Below are 22,304 nucleotides of genomic sequence, written 5' to 3'. Positions count from 1 at the left end.
AGATAAATAGTTAATCTTTATTAAAGCTCGGATCTTTCAAACTCTGAACACTGGCATTGATCACCGCGCCTAGGATAACAATTTTAGCAATCAAGATAAACCAAAACATCATAACAACAAGAAGAACGGAACCTAAAATTCGGACATCCACTAAATGATGGACATAGTAATTGAGATAACTAGAAAACAGAGTTAGTAGAACTAAAATCACTAAGAGAACAAAGGCACTACCTGGTAGGGTATAGCTAATTTTCCTGTTAGATAGATTGGGAAGAAAATAATAAAGCATGACCAAGATAGCAAAGAGGAGGGCGTAAGTCAGAGGACCTGCCAAACCTTGTAAAGCCTGATAGATAATGCCATCTTTTGTCCAATAATGAGCAAGTAAATCCAAAATCATCTGCCCAAATAAGCTCAAAAACAAGACAAACGCAAAGAGGAGCTGCAAACCAAAACTGACCAGGAGACTCACCATCTGATGGGAAATAAGTCCACGACTCTTTTCGACGCCATAAGCCTTGTTAAAAGCTTTTTGCAAGAAATTCATAGATTTTGAAAAACTCCATAGCGCCGACAAGACAGAAAAACTCAACAAACCTGTTGAAGGTTGCGTCAAGACTTCTCTAGCTATTTTTTCCACACCTTCATAGAGGCTTGGGGGCAGGACGTCTTTCATAAAGCCCAGAAATTCTCCCACAGGAATCTGAAAATAGGGGAGGATATTGACCACCACCAAAAGCAGGGGAAAAATCGAAATCAACCAATAGTAGGCTACCGCGACACTGGTCAACTCACTATCTGATGCTTGATAATAATACAAAAAGGCTTTTAATAGAGGCTTATCTATCAGCTCTTTCCACCACTTTTTCATGTCACACTCCTTCACTTATAATCTTATACTCAATGAAAATCAAAGAGCAAACTAGGAAACTAGCCGTAGGTTGCTCAAAGCACTGCTTTGAGGTTGTAGATGAAACTGACGAAGTCAGTCACATATATAATCCAAGGCGACGCTGACGTGGTTTGAAGAGATTTTCGAAGAGTATTAACTAATTTCTTCTTACCAATTCCACCATATCATAAGGCAGGGTATTGGCAGCTTCCTTCAGAGAATAGTTCTCTAAGTTATTGACATTTTGTCGTAACTTCTTGGCATACTTGGTCGTAATCAATCGTTTTTCTTCGTATTCGAAAATCAACTTACGCTCCAGATAATATCCTCTCAGCATTTCATCAATATTGTTGGGTTTGACACGATTAATAACCCGTTCGACAAAGGCACCACTGCTGATAATAGCTGTTTCACGAAGACGAGACTCCTGCATAAAACTAATCAAAGAGCGTCTATAGACTCCCTTCAGGTTTTCCAAACTTTCAATAATCATCTCTGTATTGGCAAGATAGAGCTCTGCTATTTGGTCATAATCAAGAGCACGGAGACGGCTTTGCTCCTTGTCCTTCCAGCTACGGAAGGTCTTTCCGAGAGTAAAAACTTCATGCAGGAGAAAACGTAAAATCCTCAAGGAAACAAGAAAATAATAGGTCAGTCTTGACGCAAACTTACGATTGATTCCTCGTTCTATGTTTTTCAGATAACGTTGGTAAACTCGGTAAGCACGATTGCTAATGTTCCCCTCTTCATAGGCCTGTTCCAATCCATCACTTTCAATACTAAGAATCAAGAGTTTCAAAGCAGCCCAGTCTTCTTGAGCCCCCTTATTTTCTTGACTCAGGATGAGATTTTCAATACGTCCATGATAATTGTCAATAGCTGCATAGAGAGGAAGCTTATTTCTGGTATCTTCCAACTCTTTTTCCAACTCTATCGTTACTTCATTCAAAATGGCGATATGCATGAGATAGTCCTTGCTTTCTTCCTGTTCATCAGAAAGATGAGGCAAGACCACGAGGCCTGTTAAAAAGCTTACAAGCGTCACACCTGCAACGAGGAAAAGTAAGAGAGGATACTCCTGCTCTAGATTACTTGGTATCAGAAGGATTGTCGCAATCGACACCGTTCCCTTAACACCTGAGAAGGTCAAGAGAAGCATGTCCTTCATATACTTATTTAGCTTTTTCTTGAGACGTCTAGTCCTATAGGCATAATAGCCATAAATCATGATAAAACGAATGGCAAAGAGGACAAAGGTCAGGGCGACAAGAGATAGCAATAAAAGTAAGGGATTATAGATTGGATTGGTCAAGATAGGCTCTGCTATCATTTCCAGCTCCATCCCTAAAATCACAAAGACAGAACCGTTGAGCATAAAGTTGACTGTGTGCCAGACCGTCTCGGTCACCGTATCCACTTGGGCTTCGAGTAGCGTAATCTTCTTAAAACGGCTTGCCTTTAAAATCCCAGCAACCACAACGGCAATAATCCCCGAAACATGGACTTCTTCTGCTAGGAAGAAGGTCACCAGAGGCAAACTCAATTCTAATAAAAGTTCGCTGGCAATATCTGTTGCTCGCACACTTAGCAAGAATGTGTGAAGGAAACGGTTGGTCATAGCTGTTAAAAAGCCAATCAAAAAACCGCCTAGAATTGAAAAGATGAGCGAACTACTAGCTTGCCCAAGGGAAAAAGCTCCAGTTGTCCAAGCTGTCAAGGCAACCTGAAAAGCCACCAAACCAGAAGCATCATTCAAGAGTCCTTCACCTTTAAGGATATTGGACACGCGCTTAGGAAAGCTAAAACGCTCCGAAAGAGAGGCAAAGGCAACCAAGTCCGTAGGGCCAAGTGCCGCCCCAACAGCCAAGCAAGCTGCCAATGGAAGGCTGAGCCAAAGAAGATGGGCCAAGCCACCCAAACTCAGAGTCGAGATAAAAATCACTGGAAATATGAGATAGATAATGATTCGCCAGTGTTTTAAAATAGCTGTAATGTCCGCTTCTTCCGACTCTCGAAAAAGCAAGGGCCCGATAACCAGTGCCAAAAACAACTCCGTATTGAGGTGAAAGTCGGTATTGGGTAAAAAGAGACCAATCACGATTCCCAAAAGAATCTGCACCAAAGGGAGAGGCAAAAAAGGCAGGAGCTTATTGGTTGTACTTGAGACAATCAAGACCAGTAAGAATAGGATAAGGTAAATCAGTAATTCCACGTAATTCCTCCTTAATCTTTTTTACAACAGGATTCAAATATCTCCTTCTGCTCTTTGATTTTTTGGTCAATCTTGGAACAATCTTTGTGCTCAATTTTTCTCTGGCACCGTTCCATTTCAAGAGCAACTAATTTTTTCTTGATTTTAAGCATTTTTTTGCTCATATGCGCTTGGTCTAACACACCTACTGCTCGTTCGTGGTGGGTTGATTCAACAAAATTCTGGCGCATGGCATCCAGCTTTTCACGTAGGTATTGTTTATCCATGTCTATATCTCTCTAATTTTTCAATCATCACTAAAAATGGTGGGTTGTTGACTTGGTTTAAAGTTCGGTAAATGGCAGCTGTGTACTCTTGTTGGTTCAACTGGCTAACAAAATCCAAGACAGCATCCCTCTCGAGGTCGCCACCATCATGACCATAGTAGATCATGATAGCAATCCGTCCACCTTTGACAAGTAAGCCACACAGCTTTTCTAATGCTTCAATCGTTGTCTGTGGTCGGGTGATGACAGACTTATCAGCTGACGGCAGATAGCCCAGATTAAAAATTCCTGCCTTGGCTTCTGTCACAAACTGATCCAGTGTCTCATGACCTTGCAAAATTAACTGGGCATTTGTCAGGCCAGCTTGGTTCAAACGCTCTTGCGTCTTTTCCAAGGCTTGCTCCTGAATATCAAAGGCATAGACTTTCTTGGCTAATTTGGCTAGAAAAAGCGTGTCATGACCATTTCCCATGGTCGCATCCACTACGATATCGTCCTGAGTTACAACCTCAGCCAAAAAATCATGTGCCATCTCAAGTGGTCTTTTCATTTTCAAACTCCTGTTTTACAGCCTTACATCCTTGCACGCTTCCACGACGTCGCATCTCCATCTCAATGCTGTTTAGCACTTCCCATTTATTGAGGCTCCACATAGGACCAATCAGCATATCTCTAGGTGCATCTCCTGTGATTCGATGGATGACGATATGTTTAGGAATGATTTCCAGTTGGTCACAGATGACCTTGACATACTCGTCCTGACTCATCAGTTGCAAACGTCCCTCGTGATAATCCCGTTGCATACGCGTATTGGTCATCAGGTGAAGCAAGTGCAATTTAATCCCTTGAATATCGTTATCCGTGACACAGCGGCGGACATTTTCAATCATCATCTCATGGGTTTCACCAGGAAGACCGTTAATCAAATGGGAAACAATCTCAATTTTGGGATACTTCCTCAAACGCTTGACCGTTTCCACGTACAATTCATAGGAGTGGGCACGGTTAATCAGGTCAGAGGTTGTTTCATAAGTAGTCTGCAAGCCCAATTCAACCGTCACATGCATGCGCTCCGATAACTCAGACAAATATTCAATAGTTTCGTCTGGTAAACAGTCTGGTCGCGTTCCAATATTGATTCCTACTACACCTGGCTCGTTGATAGCCTGCTCATAGCGCTCTCGGATGACTTCCACCTTTTCATGGGTGTTGGTAAAATTTTGAAAATAAACCAGATACTTCTGAACCTCTGGCCACTTACGATGCATGAAGTCAATTTCCTTATAAAATTGCTCACGGATAGGCGCATCCGGTGCCACAATGGCATCTCCAGAACCTGAAACCGTACAAAAAGTACAACCTCCATGAGCTACAGTCCCATCACGATTGGGACAGTCAAATCCCGCATCAATAGGGACTTTAAAAGTCTTTTCTCCAAAGAGTTTTCGATAGTAATCATTCAAGGTATTATAAGATTTCATAACTTTCATTATAACAAAAAACATCCACAATCTCAAAAGCCTGACTTTCCTATAAATTCCTCTGTTTCTCGTTTCCATTAGCCATTTTTTATGATACAATATGGGTATGATTTTAATGAAATTAGCATCTATTTTACTATTGATACTGACTTTAGTAGTCTGCATCATCATAACCAAACTTTTTAGATTAAAAAAACTAGGACGAAACTTTGCGGATTTGGCTTTTCCAGTTTTAGTATTTGAGTATTACTTGATTACAGCTAAAACCTTTACCCATAATTTCCTCCCTAGACTAGGCCTAGCCCTCTCACTTCTAGCCATTATTCTCGTTTTTTTCTTCCTTTTGAAAAAACGCAGCTTTTACTATCCTAAATTCATCAAATTCTTCTGGCGTGCAGGATTCTTATTAACCCTTGTTATGTATATCGAGATGATTGTTGAATTGATGGCTCAGAAATAAAAAACTAAATCGAAAACACCTCAATCAAACTAAAATACAATGATTGAAGTGTTTTTTTCTTTATATCTTTTTTAATAATTCCTATTTTCCTTCTTTATCAGGAAAGATATATCCAATACCAATGCAAGCTAGTACGCCCGCTCCAATTACCAAGCCACTTGAAATTGGCAAAAGGTCCAAAATTGCATTGGCGATGATAAAAGCAATAATCAAACACATCAGACTAGCCTTGTAGTCTTTTTTCAAAAGATTCTCTAGAGTGAAAAAGAGGAACAGGCCTACCGGAATCAATGACCAGAGGTTGACATCTAAACTTGGCCAGCCAACAGAACCAAAATACACTACTGTCGCTGCTGCTAGTAAAAATACAATCCCTAATAATTTTTTCATTTCTTTATCTCCAATTTCTTTTTTAGGAACTTGAGTTATCTGATATTGATACCTCACGTCCCTTACACCAATCATTATAGCAGAGGTCAGTTTCAAGAACAAGTTCTTTTGCCTATCTGGTCTCAATCTCGGTCTAAGTGGTTCAATAATAGCCATAAAATAAGGAAATAGGTGAAAAACTTCCTTCCAAATAAAAAGGAATTAAGCAACCAAACGCTACTTAATTCCTTGAAATTGTCTCATCACCTCTATTAGACTTTAAATTTTGATAGACTCTATTTGCTAATCAATATTGTCAATACTAACCCTTTCAATCAATTCATTAGTTATCAAAACTAAGTTCATTAATAAATCCAAAAAGAGTACCAATAGTAAAGTAAACTAAATAATTAAGTTATAAATAGCTATTTTTACAAAACTGTTTCATCATCATACTATCTCAGTACACAAACCATTTTTTCATCTATAGCTTTAGTCTTAATCTTGATCTTTTTTCTTCAATCCAAGAAATGCACCTACGGTAAACATTATTCCAGCAATGAATGGTGTAAAACCTTCTCTAACTGTTCCGGTTTTTGGCAACCTATCATTGTTAGTAATTGATTTACTATCAATATTGGTATGTTTATTAGCTATGTTCTCTGGTTCATTAAGATAAACTTCCTTCTTATTTTCAAAGTTTTTATCATTTTCATCAGGAACTGTAGCTGTAACATCCTTAGTTGAATCAGATCTTTGACTTTCATCTAATTGACTATAATTTACTTGTACAGGAACTGTAGTTTTGACATCTTTGGTTGAATCAAATTTGTGTGAATGATTTTCTCTTTGTAAGTCTTCTTTTCTGTGACTTTCATCTAATTGACTAGGATTTGCCTGTGGGTTATCTTTCTTTTTGGATACATCAAAAGTAGGTTTATTTTCCTCCTCCTTTTTCTCCTCTATTTTCTTGAATACAGGTTTTATAAGGGTATCTTTTGACACATTAATAACATAACCAGCATCTTTTTTCCCTTCGACACCAGAAATTTCCCAGCCATCAAATTGATATCCTTTTTCTAATTCACCCTCATAGACAGGTAAAATGAAATCTTCTTCCGACACTATCTTAGAACTCATTTCTTTTCCATTTTGAATGGTCACAGTTACCCTATGAGGTTTTAATTCTCTTACCTCTCCCGTATCTTTATTTAAAATGAATTCTTTTACGGTTGTATTTCTTGCAAAATCTTTTACAAGAATCTTAATATTTAGTGTCTTATCTGTTAGTTGTTTAATATCATCAAATGATTTATATTCTTTTCCATTTACATAAATATGTTTGTCTTGAATCTCACCATTGAATCCATTATCTCTTTTATCATTGATGTTAAAGACTACAGATTTTCCATCAGCATATTCGATACTAGTATTTCCCTCAGGATCAATGTTTACTTCTGGTTTAACATTATCATATAAAAATTGATAGTGTACTCCAACCGCTTTCGCATTCAAATCGCTATAGCCAGTTTGAAGATAAACATTTCCATCCATATCTGTTACCTTATCTGGAAATCCGTTTGCTTTATAGTCTTTCATTCCCCAGTCCATGATGTCACCGTCTTTAACATTAAGCTTAACGTTAAAATCTCTAGTGTTATCAATGTGTAAATCTCCGTAGATTAAATAATTATCTACAACAGATTCATTAACTCTCAATTCCCAGTTAAAACCACCCTTATCAGAAATCTTACCTCTTAAATAAAACTCTGGATTTCGTACATAAATTTTATTAAATTTAGATGGATTAAAGTAGTTCTTGTCCATTGAAAGATTTACTGGTTTTGCATCAATAAATAACGTAGAGCCATCTTCTTTTATAGCTTCTACATTGGACTTATCCTCTCCAGTGTACTCTTTACCATCCTTACCAAATAATACAAGTTTAGAAGGATCTGCTACAAGATTTCCGTCTTTATCGATAGCTTCCCCTTTATCGTTCATTTTAAATGTAAACACTTGATACCTTACAATGTTAAAGCCGTCCAAAGCCGACATTAATACAGCTTGAGTACTTCTTCCATCTTCAACATTTCTACTGTCAGAATAAATTATTTTTTCTGAAAGGGCTCTTAGATTAGGATTGGAATTTTGTATTTTTGCTATATCTTCCTGGCTATAAACTCCATTTCCTTCTAACATATCCGTTTTTCCAGGATTATAGGTAGTCACTTTTAGTGCATAGCCTTTTCTTAGAATGATGTTATCCTTTAATAGATATTGTTGTTTTTCTGAATCAGAATAAATTTTACCAGATTCCATGTCCGTTAAATTGGTTGGTTTATTTTTTGAAAGATCTCCTTCTCCTAATTCTATTACATTCCCATAACTTGATGCATAGGGATATTCTGTTTTAGTTTCCTTATTTTTTTCAGGCATTCTAATCTTCGTTTCAGCTTTTATCTGATCATCATCTTTAACAAAGAATCTCATATCTCCTGCAAAAGCTAATCCATCCACAATATCATTAATATTAGCGTATAGATCAAATGTCATCGTTTTTGAATGCGAATCATACTTGGTCGTTTTGATTTCTATAGACTTATAGTTATTTCCATAATATACCTTAGCATTTTTAGAAACATTACTTATCTTTCCAAGAATTTCAAAGTGTCCATCTTTAGACGGGCTTAGAACACCATAAATTTTTGATTTGATTTCGTCAAGTTTTTCAGTTTCATATTGTAAGGCACTACCATCGTCATAAGCAATGATATTTCCCTTATCATCGTATTTATAATCGTATTCCTCTATTCTCTTACCAGTTTCACTTGTAAAGTCATCAACTTCTCTAAATTTCTTTTTAATGAGTTTCTTTAAATCTTTGCTTTCAAAGTCTCTAATTGTTGAAATGGCTTTATTGATAGTAAAGCTAGATTTTTCTTCGGTAGCCTCTTCATTTTCTTGATGATGTTCTACTTCAGTTGTATCTTTTTTAAGACTATCCTCTTTTCTATTTTCTAAATTTTTAAATTTAGATTCGGAAATCTCTCCAAGCTTTTGGTATTTAGATGAATCCTGATCAGGATCTACTAGATAATAGGAAATCATCCCCTTTTCATCAGCATGATCATCAAATTTAATTCTATGAATCTTTGTGAAATTGCTAGAGCCATCTAATGCAATGACTTCAATGATTTTTCCTCTTAAATCTCCTGCACCATTAATTTCATAAATGGTATTTCCGTCTTTGTCAAGTTTCCTATTTCTTCCTTGACCCTCACCTGCATAAGTTACTTCAAGATTTTTCTCAACCTCTCCATCTTCATTAACAAGAGCGGCGCCAGCATACCAAACTTCGTTGGCAATCTCGTCAAATTTTTCAGGATGTTCTTTCTGATCTCTAGCAAATAGCGTTTCATTCTTGTATTGCTCTTTTACCTTGTGATAAGTATCCTTTGTAATCAGCTTAATTTTTTCAGGATTTGAAAAATCAACAGAAACAATCTTAGGGGCTGTGTTATCAATTTTTACAGGAATATAGGAAACCTGCCATGGGTAGTCCTTGGTTAATCTATATTTAAATTTATAGAAATATTGACCTTCTGCAATCGGTTCAAATTGACCTCTTATCTTAGTAGCAGGATCTTTAGTATCCTTGCTTTCTGGTGCATTTTCTTCTCTACCTCTAGGGTTATAAATGAGTCCATCCCATTTCAAGTCACCCCAAACTTTTAGTTTAGAAGATTTGATTCCCTTTGCATCATTTCTCTTAGAGTTCAAAATTCCTTTAATAAAGTGTTCTCTCGAAATGACTTTTAAGTCAATTTGATTTTCTCCCTCTTTATTTGTATTTACTATTGAAATCAATCCTTCTTCTGCACTTCTTAATACAAGTGGAGAAGGTGTTAATCCTCTCTCAAGTTGAGCATCTTGAGGATTTCCATTTGAATCTAAAGGATAAATTTTAGCGATCTTAGAACCACTTGATGATGGTGCGTTGATCCCTTCGTTATTGAAAGCAAATAATTCTGGATTTTGATCTAGGGATGTTGTATTTTTATCTTTTCTATTTTGTATAACTCCTGCTGGATTAAATTTATCTATACCATGTTCTCCACCAATTCCCTTATTTAAGGTTCCTGGAATTTTTGGTTTACCATCATCATCATAACCTTCCATTTTTTTGATTTTGAACCTTCTTCCCAGGCCCATTTATCAAGGATTGGTTCGTGGTTCCAATTCCCAGCAAATCCCATTAGAGGCATCGATAAAGAAGGTTGAAAATGTGTTTTCTTCCCATTGGAGTTTAGAGCTTCCATTTCTTCCACTGACTCAAAATGAATAAACGATTCTACAAATTTATTTTTGTTTTTGGCCTCCCCAACATTTATAACCGCATTTAAATCAAAGCTAGAATTTGGGCCTATAGTGAAAGTGTCATGCTCAAATGTAATATTTGCTCCTTTGATTTTTTCTGGGTGGATTTCTGGAACAATTTGCTTCCCATCTGGAGATTTTTCGTCTTTATATGTTTCATCCAGTTTGAGTCTGTCAGTTAGAGCATCTGTAGTTATAGCAGATGCTGAAACTTTAAAGGTCAAAGGTCTGTTTGATGTATTGTGAAGCTTAATTGTAAAATATTTTTTATCTCCTTTTATTTCTTTAAGAGAAATAGAACCATAAGAGTTTACTAAACCTTTAGAATCTGTGTTTTTGAAAGTCGCTACAACTTCATTTCTCAATGCATTGGCAACATTAATTAGCCCTGCCCCCTGTTGTCTAGGTGATGCAAAGTATTGACTTTTTTCTTTCCAAGAAGTCGCATCCATCATAGGGCGTGCAGTATTTTGTAGGGCTATTTTTGTAAGACTTGTAAGATCTATTTTGTCATCTCCCTTAAGATTTTTCAATACAGGTCTTTCAAGCATTTCCTTTAACTTTGGTCTAATCAAAACAGTAGAAGCTGCCACGATTGGAGTTGCCATACTAGTCCCTGACATATAACCATAAGTTGATTTCCCATTAATGACATTGAGAGTGGATTTAATGTTTTTACCAGGTGCTGAGACATCAGGTTTTAAAAGTAAATCTGTTCTCGGTCCCCAAGATGTGGATCCTGCTGGGACTATAATATCTTCTTTATAAAGTTCTTTGTCGGTTTCAGGTGCAAACTTAAAGTCAATTTCTTTTTCATCACCTACATTCGGTTTATTAGAATTATAGCTTGCCATATCAATTGGATAGTATTGCTCCAATTTATCTTTAAAATCTTCTTTATTATTTCTTTTGACTTTAGTTTTTTTATCAGGGTTAATCATGTTCCATAACTTTACACCATCATCTCCTGAAATTGAGAAAACTTGACTAGTCGTTCCTTCATCCTCTTCATATCCCATAGCTGGGAGCTCTGTCCAATTATCTCTATTGTAGTAATTTACAGTATTTACAACCATAATGGCGCGTGCACCCTTATCCGTTGCTCGTTTAAAAGCATTTTTTAAATCCTTGGTATAAATTCTATCCATTACTGCAATTTTGCCCTTAAGATCCAAACCTATCAAATCTTGGTCTTGACCTTTGCCTATATATACAAATTTCAATTTACTAGGAGCTTTTGAACCATCTTCGTTTGTTATGATTTTATTCTTATCGAAAAAGGCCCCTATATTTCTGTATTTAAAACTTTCTCCTCCAATCTTAACTTTATCAAACTCAACTGTTTGATTTTTAGCAGAAGCAACTGCTATCGCATCTTCATGTGCTGCAGTTCGTGTTACATTTCCAGTGTCGGTCATTTTCAGATTATTATTTGCCACTAAATCCCATGAAGAACTTGAAGCAGAAGTTGCATAGTTACCCGTAGCTACAACCATTGGAATGCCTGCTTTTCTTAACGCTCTAATAGCTTGCCAATATTTTTCACCTACAAGACCTGTTCCTGTAAAGCCAGATGATACCGAAACAACATCGACATTGTGTTTAATGGAATCTTCAATAGCATGAAACATTGTTTCATCTCCTGCGAAGCCAGATCCTGCGTCAGAGTACATTTTATAAGAGAAGATCTGTGCATTAGGAGCAATTCCATCTATTCCGTTAAAGTTTTTAATATCTTTTTCAGTATCATTTCCCGCAAGAATCCCTGCAATATGCATCCCATGTGGATCAAAATAATCGCTCCCATCATCAGCTTTTTCTACAGTAATTTTACCACCATTATAATAATTGAAAGCATGAGGAATCTTATCACTCAACCAGAAATTTTTATCAGTACCTTTTAAGTCTTCTTTTTTAAATCTCATTGAGTCTTTAGCATCATCATCAATCCTCATGGCCTTATGCCTATAATCTGTCCCGGTATCGATATTTGAAATAACCATACCTCTACCATCAAAATTTTTACCAAATGGAGCATTGATAGATTTTAGGTAATCAATTGCCTCTTCAACTCCAATTTCCTTCCTAGCATGATTCATCATTGGCTGGACTTTTTGTGATCGTTCAACCGATGAGATACCTTCTATTAGTTTAATTTTGTCCAGATTATCTGGAGTTGTTTCTATTGAAACACCATTAAAAATCGTATTATAGGTATATAAAACGTTTGTATCCTTAAGATTGGATAATTCCTTGATTGCTTTTTCTCCAGATTCTTTATCTTTAAATTCAGCAATATAGACAAGTTTATCCTCTTTTTTGGGACTTTCTGGGTCTTTAATTGCAGACGAGTCCGCTTTATCTTCTTTGGATTGATTGGAATCTTCTTTGATTTTTTCTTCTTCATTGCTAGTTTTGTTATCTATCACAGATTCTTTACTAACAACTTCTTTTTCCTCAATAACCGTTGTTTTCTTCTCTTCAGTATCCTTGGAAGTTTCTATAGCATTATGAATATTTTCATGTTTTTCTTTATTTTCTGCTTCCTTATCTACTACTACTTTTTCTGTATCAGAGATATTTAAAGCATCTTCAGAGCTAGATGTGTCTGCTAAAACTACCTCATTAGGGACATATGCTGCTAAAATAACTGCAGCTGTGGTTAATGACAATACTGTACTTTTTTTCATTTTAATTCCTTACATATTTATTTAAATTCCAATAGATAGTAAACTTTAACTTTGCTAGCCTTTGTTATAAAAAGTTTTACTAAGTATTATCTAGGAAATAGAGTAGTACATTTATATATAATTGTTAGCTCTCCATAAAAATAGTATATCATTTAAAAAATTTAAGTCAAGAAAAATTAAGGCAGGTTAATTTTATTTTTAACGCATGTTAATAAATGATGCAAAAGTTTCGTACTTAACGGGGATACATTATAAGCACATTCATACCATCAAAAATAGTAGCAATCAAATTGAACCACTACCAAAATCACAAAGTCAAACATCATTGATGAAATATCAGCGCTATTAAACAATATAAATAACCGCTAAGAATAAGGCTTAACGGTTATTTATACATATCTATTTTTTCAAATCTTCAGTCATATGTTCACCTGTGACCTAGGCTTTACGAGTGCCTTGCTCTAGCAACTAATACTCAATGAAAATCAAAAAACAAACTAGGAAGCTAGCCGCAGGTTGCTAAAAGCACTGCTTTGAGGTTGTGGATAGAACTGACGAAGTCAGTCACATATAAACGGCAAGGTGAAGCTGACTTTGTTTGAAGAGATTTTCGAAGAGTATGAATACTCACGTCCCTTACAAAAATTATTATAGCAGAGGTCAGTTTCAAGAACAAGTTCGTTTGCCTATCTGGTCTCTATACCGGTCTAAGTGGTCTGATTTTCTTTAAAAAGAAAAAGAAGCCTGATGAGACTTCTTCACTTTGCCGATTGCAGGGATCGAACCTGTGACCTAGGCTTTACGAGTGCCTTGCTCTACCAACTGAGCTAAATCGGCTATTACACTTACAGTATAGCACTCTGAGAATAGATGTCAAGGAATTTTCATCTCTATTAGAAAAAGCCTGTCCTGAGACAAGGCTTTGAGTTTCTTCTTCTTAGGACCCAGCACTTTCATAAGAATCCAAGCCCCTGTCCCAAAGTTTAAGGGAAATGACAAAGAAAACCAGAGAAATCAACATCAAACCTCCGATGTTAAAGATTACATCCTTGTCCTGCAAAAAATAGCTGGCAGGATAGTAGGCCGTAAAGGCAAAAGGCACGATAAAGCTAATCAACCAACGAAGAAGAGAATTGTAAATCGAAATCGGATACTTGGCAAAATCATTGAACATATAGAAGATGTAAATCATAGCCCCTGACTGTTTGGTCCAAAAAGCGATACTAGCTGTCGCGATTTTCAAGGAAGTATAAATCAAGGTCGCAAATGGTATGCAGACTAGGAAAAGCAAGAATTTTGGAAGAGTCCAAGCAATGCTTGATACTGTTGTCGCTAGTAAAATTCCACCGACCAAGAGTTCACCCAAGGCATCAATCTGAAAGGTCTCGACTAGGATGTGGAAGAGGGGATTGATAGGACGAGTCAGATACTTGTCAAACTCCCCTTTTCGCACTAGGCGTTGGCCCAGTGCCCAGAGATTGTCAAAAAAGAGATGGTCCAAGCCCTTGGGAATCAATGAAAAACCATAGATAAAGGCGATTTCTTGAAAAGTCCAACCTTCTAGGGATGGGATGTGTTGAAAGATGACATTGAGAAACAAGAGATTCAAGCCTTGAGTCAAGAAAACTCCCAGCACACCAACCACAAAATCCACCTTGTACTCCATAATTTGCTTGATGTATTGTCTAATAAAAATCAGATGCATGCGTTGATATTTTTTCATACTAACCTCCTTGAATGGTGATAAATGACTGGACTCGTTTCCAAATCAACTGAGACAAGCCCACCATCACTAAGAGCCAGAAAAACTGCAAAAGGAGCGCCTGAATCATCTGACTGGCATCGTATTTCCCAACAATAATCATGACCGGAGTGTAGATCAAGGATGAAAAAGGCAGGAAGGACAGAATATCTGAAACAACCTTTGGAAAGAAAGCCAAGGGAATCAAACTTCCAGACATAAAGGCCACTATGGAAGTCTTAAGTAGGTTGGAACCCCAAAGATTTTTAAATACAAAGGCTGAAAATCCAAAGCAAATATTAAAGAAAAAGTTAATCAGATAGGCCAGCGTTAAGCTAAAAAGATAAAGGACAGTTAATCCCAGCACCTCTGCAATCCCTTGCCCAGATAAGATTTTCATCAAGACAATGACACTTAAAAATGGAAGGCCAACGCTAATAAAAATCAACCACTTGGAACCAAGTTCTGTGAAAAGATAAGAAGCCGCAAAATGCACTGGTCGCAACAAGCGCATGATAATGGAACCATCCTTGACCTCCTCCCCAATCATAAAAGAGCTATCAGACCTGGTCAACAGATTGGTCACAAAACTCATAATGATGTAGAGGGTGATATCTGCCATACTGAAGCCCTGAATCAAAGACTCCTGCGAGGAATCAAAGACAGCCTTCCAGAGATAAAAGGCCACAAAAGCCCCCATAACATCGCCTATCCGATAAAGAATGAAGTTGACTCGATAGGTGATCAATTCCTGAACACCTGCATTTATAAAGGGTTTATAACGTCTCCACAATTTGACCATCTTAGAGCTCCTTTCGATAGAAGCGACGGATAATATCCTCAATATCCGTATCCACCATCTTCAAATCACGGACTTCAAAATCAGACAGTGTTTGCTTAATAATGTCAGCTGACTGGTAGCGGGAACTGTCAAATTCAATATTGAGGCTATTTCCTTGTCTATCAATTGTCATATCCGAAAAGCCTTCATAGTGAGAAAGGAGATGACTTTGACCTGGTAGCAGTTCAAAGGAGAGTGTCTTCATCTTACCAAAGGTCTCCTTGAGCTGGCTAACCGTTCCATCAAAAATTTCCTGCCCCTTATCAATCATAAAAATCCGATCACAAAGTTGCTCAATGTCGCTCAAGTCATGAGTGGTCAAGAGAATGGTTGTTTCTTCCTCCTGATTGATCTGAGTAATAGCCCGACGAATGTTATCCTTGACCGAAACATCCAAACCAATGGTCGGCTCATCTAAAAAGAGAACCTTGGGATTGTGAAGTAAGGAAGCCGCAATATCCGCCCGCATGCGCTGTCCCAGTGAAAGAGTCCGCACAGGGTCCTTGATAAAGTCCTTCAAATCCAAGACTTCATTCAAAAAATCCATGCGCTTATGAAAGAGCGAGTCTGGCACGTCGTAAATCTCCTTCAAGACCGTGTAGGTCTCTTGCAGGGCCAAATCCCACCATAGCTGGGTACGTTGTCCAAAAACAACCCCAATATCCTTGACATAATCTTGGCGATTATCCTGCGGAATCTTGCCGTTAATCCGACAAAATCCAGATGTCGGTTTCAAAATCCCGGTCAGCATTTTAATGGTTGTCGACTTCCCAGCACCATTTGCCCCGATGAAGCCTAAAATCTGCCCCTTTGGTACCTCAAAAGTCAAATCCTTGACTGCTTCAAAGGTCTGCTTTTCAGGATGAATAAAGGAGCGCAAAGCTCCCTTCAAACCAGGTTCCTTCACTGTCTTCACAAAATTTTTCTGAAGATGTTCCACTTCTATCATTGCCATATCTATCTCCCTATCGCAAGGAATAGAAAATCGTATTTTCAAACACAAGTATTCTAAATCCTTACTTTCTACACCTTCTACATTTTATTGCTACAGAAGGTTTTATACCAACCTATTATAGTCCAATAAAAACTAGAATGCAAGCGTTTGCCTACAGATTATGAAATTGAAAATTTTTCTCTTAAAGTGGTATTTGTATACTCAATGAAAATCAAAGAGCAAACTAGGAAGCTAGAGGCAGGTAGCTCAAAGCACAGCTTTGAGGTTGCAGATAAAGCTTACGTGGTTTGAATTTAATTTTCGAAGAGTATTAGTCCAAAATTCTGGCTTAATAGTCTCCTTAAAACACCAAAAAACCCACCCAATGGGCAGGTTTCAACTGTATTGTTCAGCTAGATTAAGCTTTACCTTCTGAACATAAAGCATTTATTTACTATACTTCCTAATACATTAAAAAGGCCCATATTTATACATTCATCCACCCACACTATATTTGGATAATACTCATTGTTCCCTTAAGTTCTTAAAAATATATGGCAAAATAGGGGACAAAATTTTAAGTTGAACTTGGCACAAATTATAAAATCTGATTTGATAAAGTTTTTGTTTAACAAATTCTAAAATAGATTTATATAAACATTTAAAAGACTTTGATTGCTTATTAATTTCAAAAAATTGAGTTACTTATAAAAATTTGGATAATTTATTATTCTTATAAAGATAAAGAATCATTTAAATATACACTTAGCTAATCATTTATAAGACTAGTTGCTATAGTTTTAATTACTTCCAAAGTCATAGGCAGGGCATTTTCTTTGATCCTATTCTTAGTCCTATTCCACATAGTATTTTCTCTTATTTTATCTAGAAAATCATGCCCCTCCCAAGTCAAAGCGCCAACACTAAAAAAATAGATTTTATCACTAGCATATGTGGGTTTATAACTTTTTATCAAACCTGCTTCAAACAACAAGTCACAATGGTAGGCTATTATCTCTATGTCATATCCGTCAATTTGTAAATGAGACAACGCAGTTGATTTATACTCATCCTCAATTTTAAAAAGTATCAAGCGACATAAATCCATATTTCTCTTCATCCAAATAAACCTCTACTCGGTGATATATAATTACAGTGTACAACTTATTAATAGAAGGGTCAAGTGATAAATCAGTGGATTTTACCATAATATATACCGTTCTTTTTTCCGAAAAATAAGTATTTTCCCGAAAAAAATATTAATTCTCTACATCCTCACTTATAAATCCTAAGTCAATAAACCTATTACTTTTTCATAGAAACATATCGCTAAATATCTTCCCCTACGATAAATAGCTTGTTCAGAAAAATTATCTATCTCCCATTCAATATCATTCTGTGCCCTATAACGATTATCAAAATTTCTATGTTCTTTATTGAGAAATTCTTTTATTTGTTGATAGCTCGAATTTTGATATTCTGTGATTTTTTTTGATAAATCACATTCTCCACTTAACCTAGTATTAATAATATCTTCAAGAACTACTAAATTTCCTATTTTGAATTGATACGCTTCAGGTTCATTACCCAATGATTTCTCAATAATATGTTCTATACTATATTCTGGTTCATCATAGACTCTATATGCCTCTCCTTGAGTAGGACGCCTCACTTCTAACCAATTATTTAACGTATAAATCGCATATCTAGAGTACATAATCTCTTCGTTTTTTCTATCGAAATAAACTCCATTACCTGCATATCTCAATTTTGAAAAGAAATCAATAAAGTCTTCCCTGCTAGGTAATTTTCTATTTAATTTATCTTTTAAAACAGCTATATCTGTTCTGATTTGCGCTGCTACTGAATTAGTTGCAAGTGTGGCCATTTTAGATGCAAACTCAGAATATGCTTCCTCAATTTCCTCATATGTATAGCTTATCCCTGGACGTGTCCAACCATCAATACGAGAAGCCATAGTATCTGGAGGTGGTGTAATAGCGCGTACAAATTCATACACTGAAAGTATTTCAAAGAGCCTAATTTTACTATCGAATGATATATCTACTATAGAAATGATTACATTATATATCTTGGAGGAGTTCGATATTTTTATCAGATACTCTAAGTTTCTTTTTATTCTATTCGGTGACCCAGTATTATCTAGAATAAGTTTAGAAATATTTTTTGCTGTATACAGTAACCCATCCAGTATTCTGAGGTAATCCGATTCATCTATCATGTCGCAAAAATTTTGATATAAATTTTCTGAACTAAAATTATACTTAACTTCAAACCACGCTGTGAAATATCTCGTAAAATTCATCTTACAAACTTCTAATTGCCTATGAATTTCATTCCACTTATCCAAGACAGAATCACCACCTGCGACACCCATGGTTCTTTCTGTCTTCTGAAAAATTTCGTATTTAATTAAATCAATATCTGTGAGCCTTATCCCTCTTGTGTTTAATCTACCAAATAGTAAATAACTCTCAACTTCGTCTTGTGAAGTAACTATAGAAAACTGAGTTTGCATTAAGAAATTAAAATACCGAGTCTTCATATGTTTTGATTCAGAAGCCAATTTTCGTTGGAAGAATCTAAATGCTCGATAAAAATTATTACCTCTTCGTTCATGAAGCTCCTTAGGAACTCCATTATCTTCCACATCAAATAAACTTTCCCAAACTCTATTTAACTCAGAATTTTTGAATTTTAAAGGAATTTTTCCATTATTATTAATTTTTTTCCCTAAACTGTGAATAAAAACAATGAAGGTTATTATTCTTTGTTGACCATCAACAACTTCGTAACTGCTTCCATTATCATAAATTAATATGTTTCCCCAATAGTCTGTTGAGTTTTTTCTTTCATATGCACGTAAAAAGTCATTGTAAAATTCTTCCCAGTTTTTTTCCTCCCACGAATACTCTCTCTGATATAGCGGCACTTCCAGAGTCTTACTATTTGTGAAGAAGGTTAGTAGTTCCTCAACCGTCTTTTGTGAACTTTCAATTAAAACCATTAATTTAATCTCCAGTTCTTTATAATTCTATTTTCGAGTCGCTTCATGTATTGTTCCATGAAAACAAAATCAGGTAAGCCATCTTTACTTGGTAACATTATTTTTCCAGCTTTATACCTTGATAAAGAATTTGCTCTACCATGATTAAAAACTTCCTTATATTTAGAAAGTAAAGTAACAATAAATAACTGATTGTATTTATTGGCTGGAAATTTTGCATATAGTACAAACACATGTGAATCAACTGCAAACTTAAATTCTTGATAGTAGGCTAATCCTGCTCCACCATCACCATCTTTATTCCAAGTTATCACATTTGATGATTTAATTTTTCGTGGTTCAGTTTCAACGAATCCCTTTAGACCATTTCCAAATTTTCTAGCAGAAATTAAAGGTAAGTTGCCTTTTGCCAAAGAATCCATGTTGCTTTCACTTCCTCTTTCTTTATTAACATCGAAATAGTCCGATATTAAAAACTCTCCCCACTCGACTTCGTCTAATTCTCTAAAATCTGATATTTTATGTTGTTCAGGAAACTTATAGGTGTCCTTAATTTGATTATATTTGATTTGAACATATTCTTCCATAAATGCCCAATCAGGCGTCCCGTAATTTGTAACAGGAAGCATAATTTTCTGCCTTTTAAAATTTCCTAGTCTATACTGTTTTCCATAACCAAATTGATTTGCATTATCAAAAACTGAAGTAATAAATAATTTACAGTTTTCTGAAATATCATCATTAATTAACACTAGAATATTATCATCTGCACTGTAGGAATAATTACGGTAAAATGCATTTGCAAACATATCAATCGTGATTGTGTTTTTAGGAAAAATTTCCTGCTCACTATTTGCAATAAAACTAGCAATTCCACTGTTATGAAAACCTGCTGTTATAAATGGGCGCATTCCCGCAATACGACTACTTTCGACAAGACGTTTGCCACGTTTTACTTGGAATAACTCTGCGAGTCTAAACTCTTTCCATTTTCTATTCTTCATCCTGTACCTCTTCAAATAAATAGCCTCTACCATGGGTATACATATCAAATTGGAAACTCAGATAATCTGCAATTGTTTTTTCAAATTCCTCATCACTTGGAATTTCATCGTTAAAATAATAGAAACTATGTAACCATTCATCCTCTGCTTGGATTGTGGATTTTACCATAAACTCAGTCGTATAATCCTCCTCGTTACCATTGATTACATCAAAGAGGAAGCGTCTTTTCTCCTTGGCCGAATCGTCATCAATCAGACCTATGTGTTTTCTCACTACAAATCCATCATCTTCAAAATTTATAAACTTAACTTTTTTTCGTTCAATATCATGTGGTTTACCCGCCTCAAAAATTGCGATAACAGGATTAGTCCCCACACCATGGAAAGTATTTTTATTTACAGTAATTACCATATCTAAAGTATGTTTTTCAAGAATTCTTTTCTTATATTCCTTTTCTTCCTTAGATTTACCAACCATAGTTGATTGAGGGACAATCACCGCTAGTTTCCCCCCAGTTACCAGCATATCTAGCGCATGACGAATAAAATTAATTTCTGTTAGAGTTTTATCTGTTTTCCCTTGGGAATACGGGGGATTAAACAAGATTTTATTTACTCTCTGCTTTTGGATCTCTTCACCGGTAACAGAAAACATATCGTTTAACTGTAGATTACTTTTGCCATCCCCTCGTAAAATCATGTTCGTTGTCGCTACGGTGAACATCTTTTCCTGCAACTCTATCCCCAGTAGTTGATGCTGTTTAATATGTTTGATTTCGTCCTCATCTTTTGCTAGCTTAGTCATTCTATTCATTGCAGAAATCAAAAAAGCACCACTACCGCAAGCAGGATCCAATACATAATCAGTCGGTAACACATCAATTAATTCCGTCATAAGCGTCGTAATATGGTGAGGTGTCAAAACAATTCCAAGACCGTTCCCATCACTTCCACCATATTTCACAAACTCACCATAGAAATTACCCAAAATATCGTAATCTGTATTTTGTTTAAAGTGATGGATAACTTTATCTTGTAATTTTTTAGTAAAATAATGAAGCGGTGTAACTCCTAATGTCTCGTTTTTTTCATTCAGCCGGACATTCGTTTCTAAAAACGAGAACTTATTGAGAAGAATATTGACCTTGTCTTCTGGCAAAACACCTTCAGATGCAATGTAATCTTTAACTGCTTTTAGAATTCTCATTCCATCATTATCAATTACTGGTCTTGTTGTATCCTCTCTACCATCAGTTTTTCTAGGATACTTATTACCTGTTAATTTTTTGATATCAAAATCTTCTTCATTAAGGGCTAAAAGAATTGCAGAAATTACTGTTGCTTTATTCTCACCTTCGAGCGAAGCGTAGTTTCGTAAATCTTCATGTAATTCTTTTGAAACATTTTGCAATTCAAAAATACGTTTTTGCTCAATAGAATATTCTTCAAGTACATTTACTGAATACCATTCATTTATATTGTTTGGATGAAGTTCCTGAAGATCAGTTAACTTTGGAAGTTTTTTTTCAGTAATTCCTTCTTCAGTGATAGAAACTAATACAGGTTGAATGCTATGAAATTCCTCATCCCCAGTAATACCTATTGCGATTACTTCATCAAAAGAGCTTGTTTTCGTTACGATATGGTTTGCGTAGTGTACAGCACCATTTACAGCAAAACCTGACAATGATGGAATATCTTTAGCAATAGAACCATCCCCGGAAAGATTAATAAGTTTATCATTGTCCCTTTTATCTTCAATCACAATAAGGTAATCTGAGATCTGCATAACAAATTCAGGCTTTCCAATTCCAGATTTACCTTGTTTGCTAGCTCCTTTTAGCGCTTTAGCAATTTCTGGATGAGAAGAACCTTGCTCATCATAGCGGATACCAAATTTTTCTATCTCTCTTCTGACGTATTGGTCAGTTGCTGTTGCTTCGTTTGCCATATTTTTTCACTTCCTTAAGTTTATCATTTCCCATTATATCAAAGAAAGTAGCAAA

14 protein-coding genes, 1 tRNA gene and 1 pseudogene are annotated in these 22,304 nt (G+C 35.9%); 1 reads left to right on the top strand and 15 read right to left on the bottom strand.

Annotation, left to right across the window (positions count from 1 at the left end; all coding sequences use genetic code 11):
• Nucleotides 1-10 precede the first annotated feature (10 nt).
• The 5 genes from HT714_RS08725 to HT714_RS08705 all read right to left on the bottom strand — a co-directional run bounded on the left by HT714_RS08725 (nucleotide 11) and on the right by HT714_RS08705 (nucleotide 4,860).
• Nucleotides 11-871 carry a YihY/virulence factor BrkB family protein gene (locus HT714_RS08725; RefSeq protein ID WP_173226515.1) on the bottom strand — a complete coding sequence of 287 codons (861 nt, stop codon included), beginning with the start codon at nucleotides 869-871 and terminating at the stop codon, nucleotides 11-13.
• A 178-nt stretch (nucleotides 872-1,049) separates the two neighbouring features.
• A complete protein-coding gene (locus tag HT714_RS08720; RefSeq protein WP_173226517.1) occupies nucleotides 1,050-3,104 on the bottom strand; it encodes a cation:proton antiporter in 2,055 nt (684 codons plus the stop codon).
• A gap of 11 nt (nucleotides 3,105-3,115) precedes the next feature.
• Entirely contained in the window at nucleotides 3,116-3,370 is a 255-nt protein-coding gene (locus HT714_RS08715; protein WP_000361085.1) for a hypothetical protein, read from the bottom strand.
• Complete coding sequence (locus tag HT714_RS08710; protein ID WP_173226519.1) at nucleotides 3,363-3,920, bottom strand: class I SAM-dependent methyltransferase; 558 nt, start codon at nucleotides 3,918-3,920, stop codon at nucleotides 3,363-3,365. Before HT714_RS08710 ends, HT714_RS08715 begins: the two co-directional genes overlap by 8 nt.
• Nucleotides 3,904-4,860 carry a TIGR01212 family radical SAM protein gene (locus tag HT714_RS08705; RefSeq protein ID WP_173226521.1) on the bottom strand — a complete coding sequence of 319 codons (957 nt, stop codon included), beginning with the start codon at nucleotides 4,858-4,860 and terminating at the stop codon, nucleotides 3,904-3,906. Before HT714_RS08705 ends, HT714_RS08710 begins: the two co-directional genes overlap by 17 nt.
• Before the next feature lie 91 nt (nucleotides 4,861-4,951).
• On the opposite strand from HT714_RS08705, the gene HT714_RS08700 reads away from it, so the two are divergent.
• Nucleotides 4,952-5,311: a DUF3397 family protein gene (locus HT714_RS08700; RefSeq protein ID WP_004242853.1), complete on the top strand. Its 360-nt coding sequence runs from the start codon at nucleotides 4,952-4,954 to the stop codon at nucleotides 5,309-5,311.
• Nucleotides 5,312-5,392: 81 nt separating this feature from the next.
• On the opposite strand, the gene HT714_RS08695 is transcribed toward HT714_RS08700, so the two are convergent.
• From HT714_RS08695 to HT714_RS08650, 10 genes and pseudogenes are all read right to left on the bottom strand, one after another.
• Nucleotides 5,393-5,701: a hypothetical protein gene (locus HT714_RS08695; RefSeq protein WP_173226523.1), complete on the bottom strand. Its 309-nt coding sequence runs from the start codon at nucleotides 5,699-5,701 to the stop codon at nucleotides 5,393-5,395.
• A gap of 477 nt (nucleotides 5,702-6,178) precedes the next feature.
• Nucleotides 6,179-12,750 (bottom strand): annotated as a pseudogene (locus tag HT714_RS08690) (S8 family serine peptidase).
• Nucleotides 12,751-13,514: 764 nt separating this feature from the next.
• Nucleotides 13,515-13,587, bottom strand: a tRNA-Thr gene (locus HT714_RS08685).
• A gap of 100 nt (nucleotides 13,588-13,687) precedes the next feature.
• On the bottom strand, nucleotides 13,688-14,473 hold the full coding sequence (locus tag HT714_RS08680) for an ABC transporter permease (RefSeq protein WP_164226853.1): 786 nt from the start codon (nucleotides 14,471-14,473) through the stop codon (nucleotides 13,688-13,690).
• A 1-nt stretch (nucleotide 14,474) separates the two neighbouring features.
• Nucleotides 14,475-15,293 carry an ABC-2 family transporter protein gene (locus HT714_RS08675; protein ID WP_164226854.1) on the bottom strand — a complete coding sequence of 273 codons (819 nt, stop codon included), beginning with the start codon at nucleotides 15,291-15,293 and terminating at the stop codon, nucleotides 14,475-14,477.
• 1 nt (nucleotide 15,294) lies between these two features.
• Entirely contained in the window at nucleotides 15,295-16,287 is a 993-nt protein-coding gene (locus HT714_RS08670) for an ATP-binding cassette domain-containing protein (RefSeq protein WP_173226527.1), read from the bottom strand.
• A 748-nt stretch (nucleotides 16,288-17,035) separates the two neighbouring features.
• Entirely contained in the window at nucleotides 17,036-17,386 is a 351-nt protein-coding gene (locus tag HT714_RS08665; protein ID WP_240148123.1) for a DUF2513 domain-containing protein, read from the bottom strand.
• A gap of 168 nt (nucleotides 17,387-17,554) precedes the next feature.
• Nucleotides 17,555-19,294, bottom strand: coding sequence for a DUF262 domain-containing protein (locus HT714_RS08660; RefSeq protein WP_173226529.1), 1,740 nt, complete (start codon nucleotides 19,292-19,294; stop codon nucleotides 17,555-17,557).
• On the bottom strand, nucleotides 19,294-20,298 hold the full coding sequence (locus HT714_RS08655) for a restriction endonuclease subunit S (RefSeq protein ID WP_173226531.1): 1,005 nt from the start codon (nucleotides 20,296-20,298) through the stop codon (nucleotides 19,294-19,296). Before HT714_RS08655 ends, HT714_RS08660 begins: the two co-directional genes overlap by 1 nt.
• Nucleotides 20,288-22,249: an N-6 DNA methylase gene (locus HT714_RS08650; protein WP_173226533.1), complete on the bottom strand. Its 1,962-nt coding sequence runs from the start codon at nucleotides 22,247-22,249 to the stop codon at nucleotides 20,288-20,290. Before HT714_RS08650 ends, HT714_RS08655 begins: the two co-directional genes overlap by 11 nt.
• Nucleotides 22,250-22,304 lie beyond the last annotated feature (55 nt).

The sequence above is a fragment of the Streptococcus sp. 3705 genome (assembly GCF_013277145.1).
GTDB lineage: Bacteria > Bacillota > Bacilli > Lactobacillales > Streptococcaceae > Streptococcus.
The sequence above is the reverse complement of the archived record's forward strand: the minus strand, read 5'-3'. Positions and strand labels throughout refer to the sequence as shown.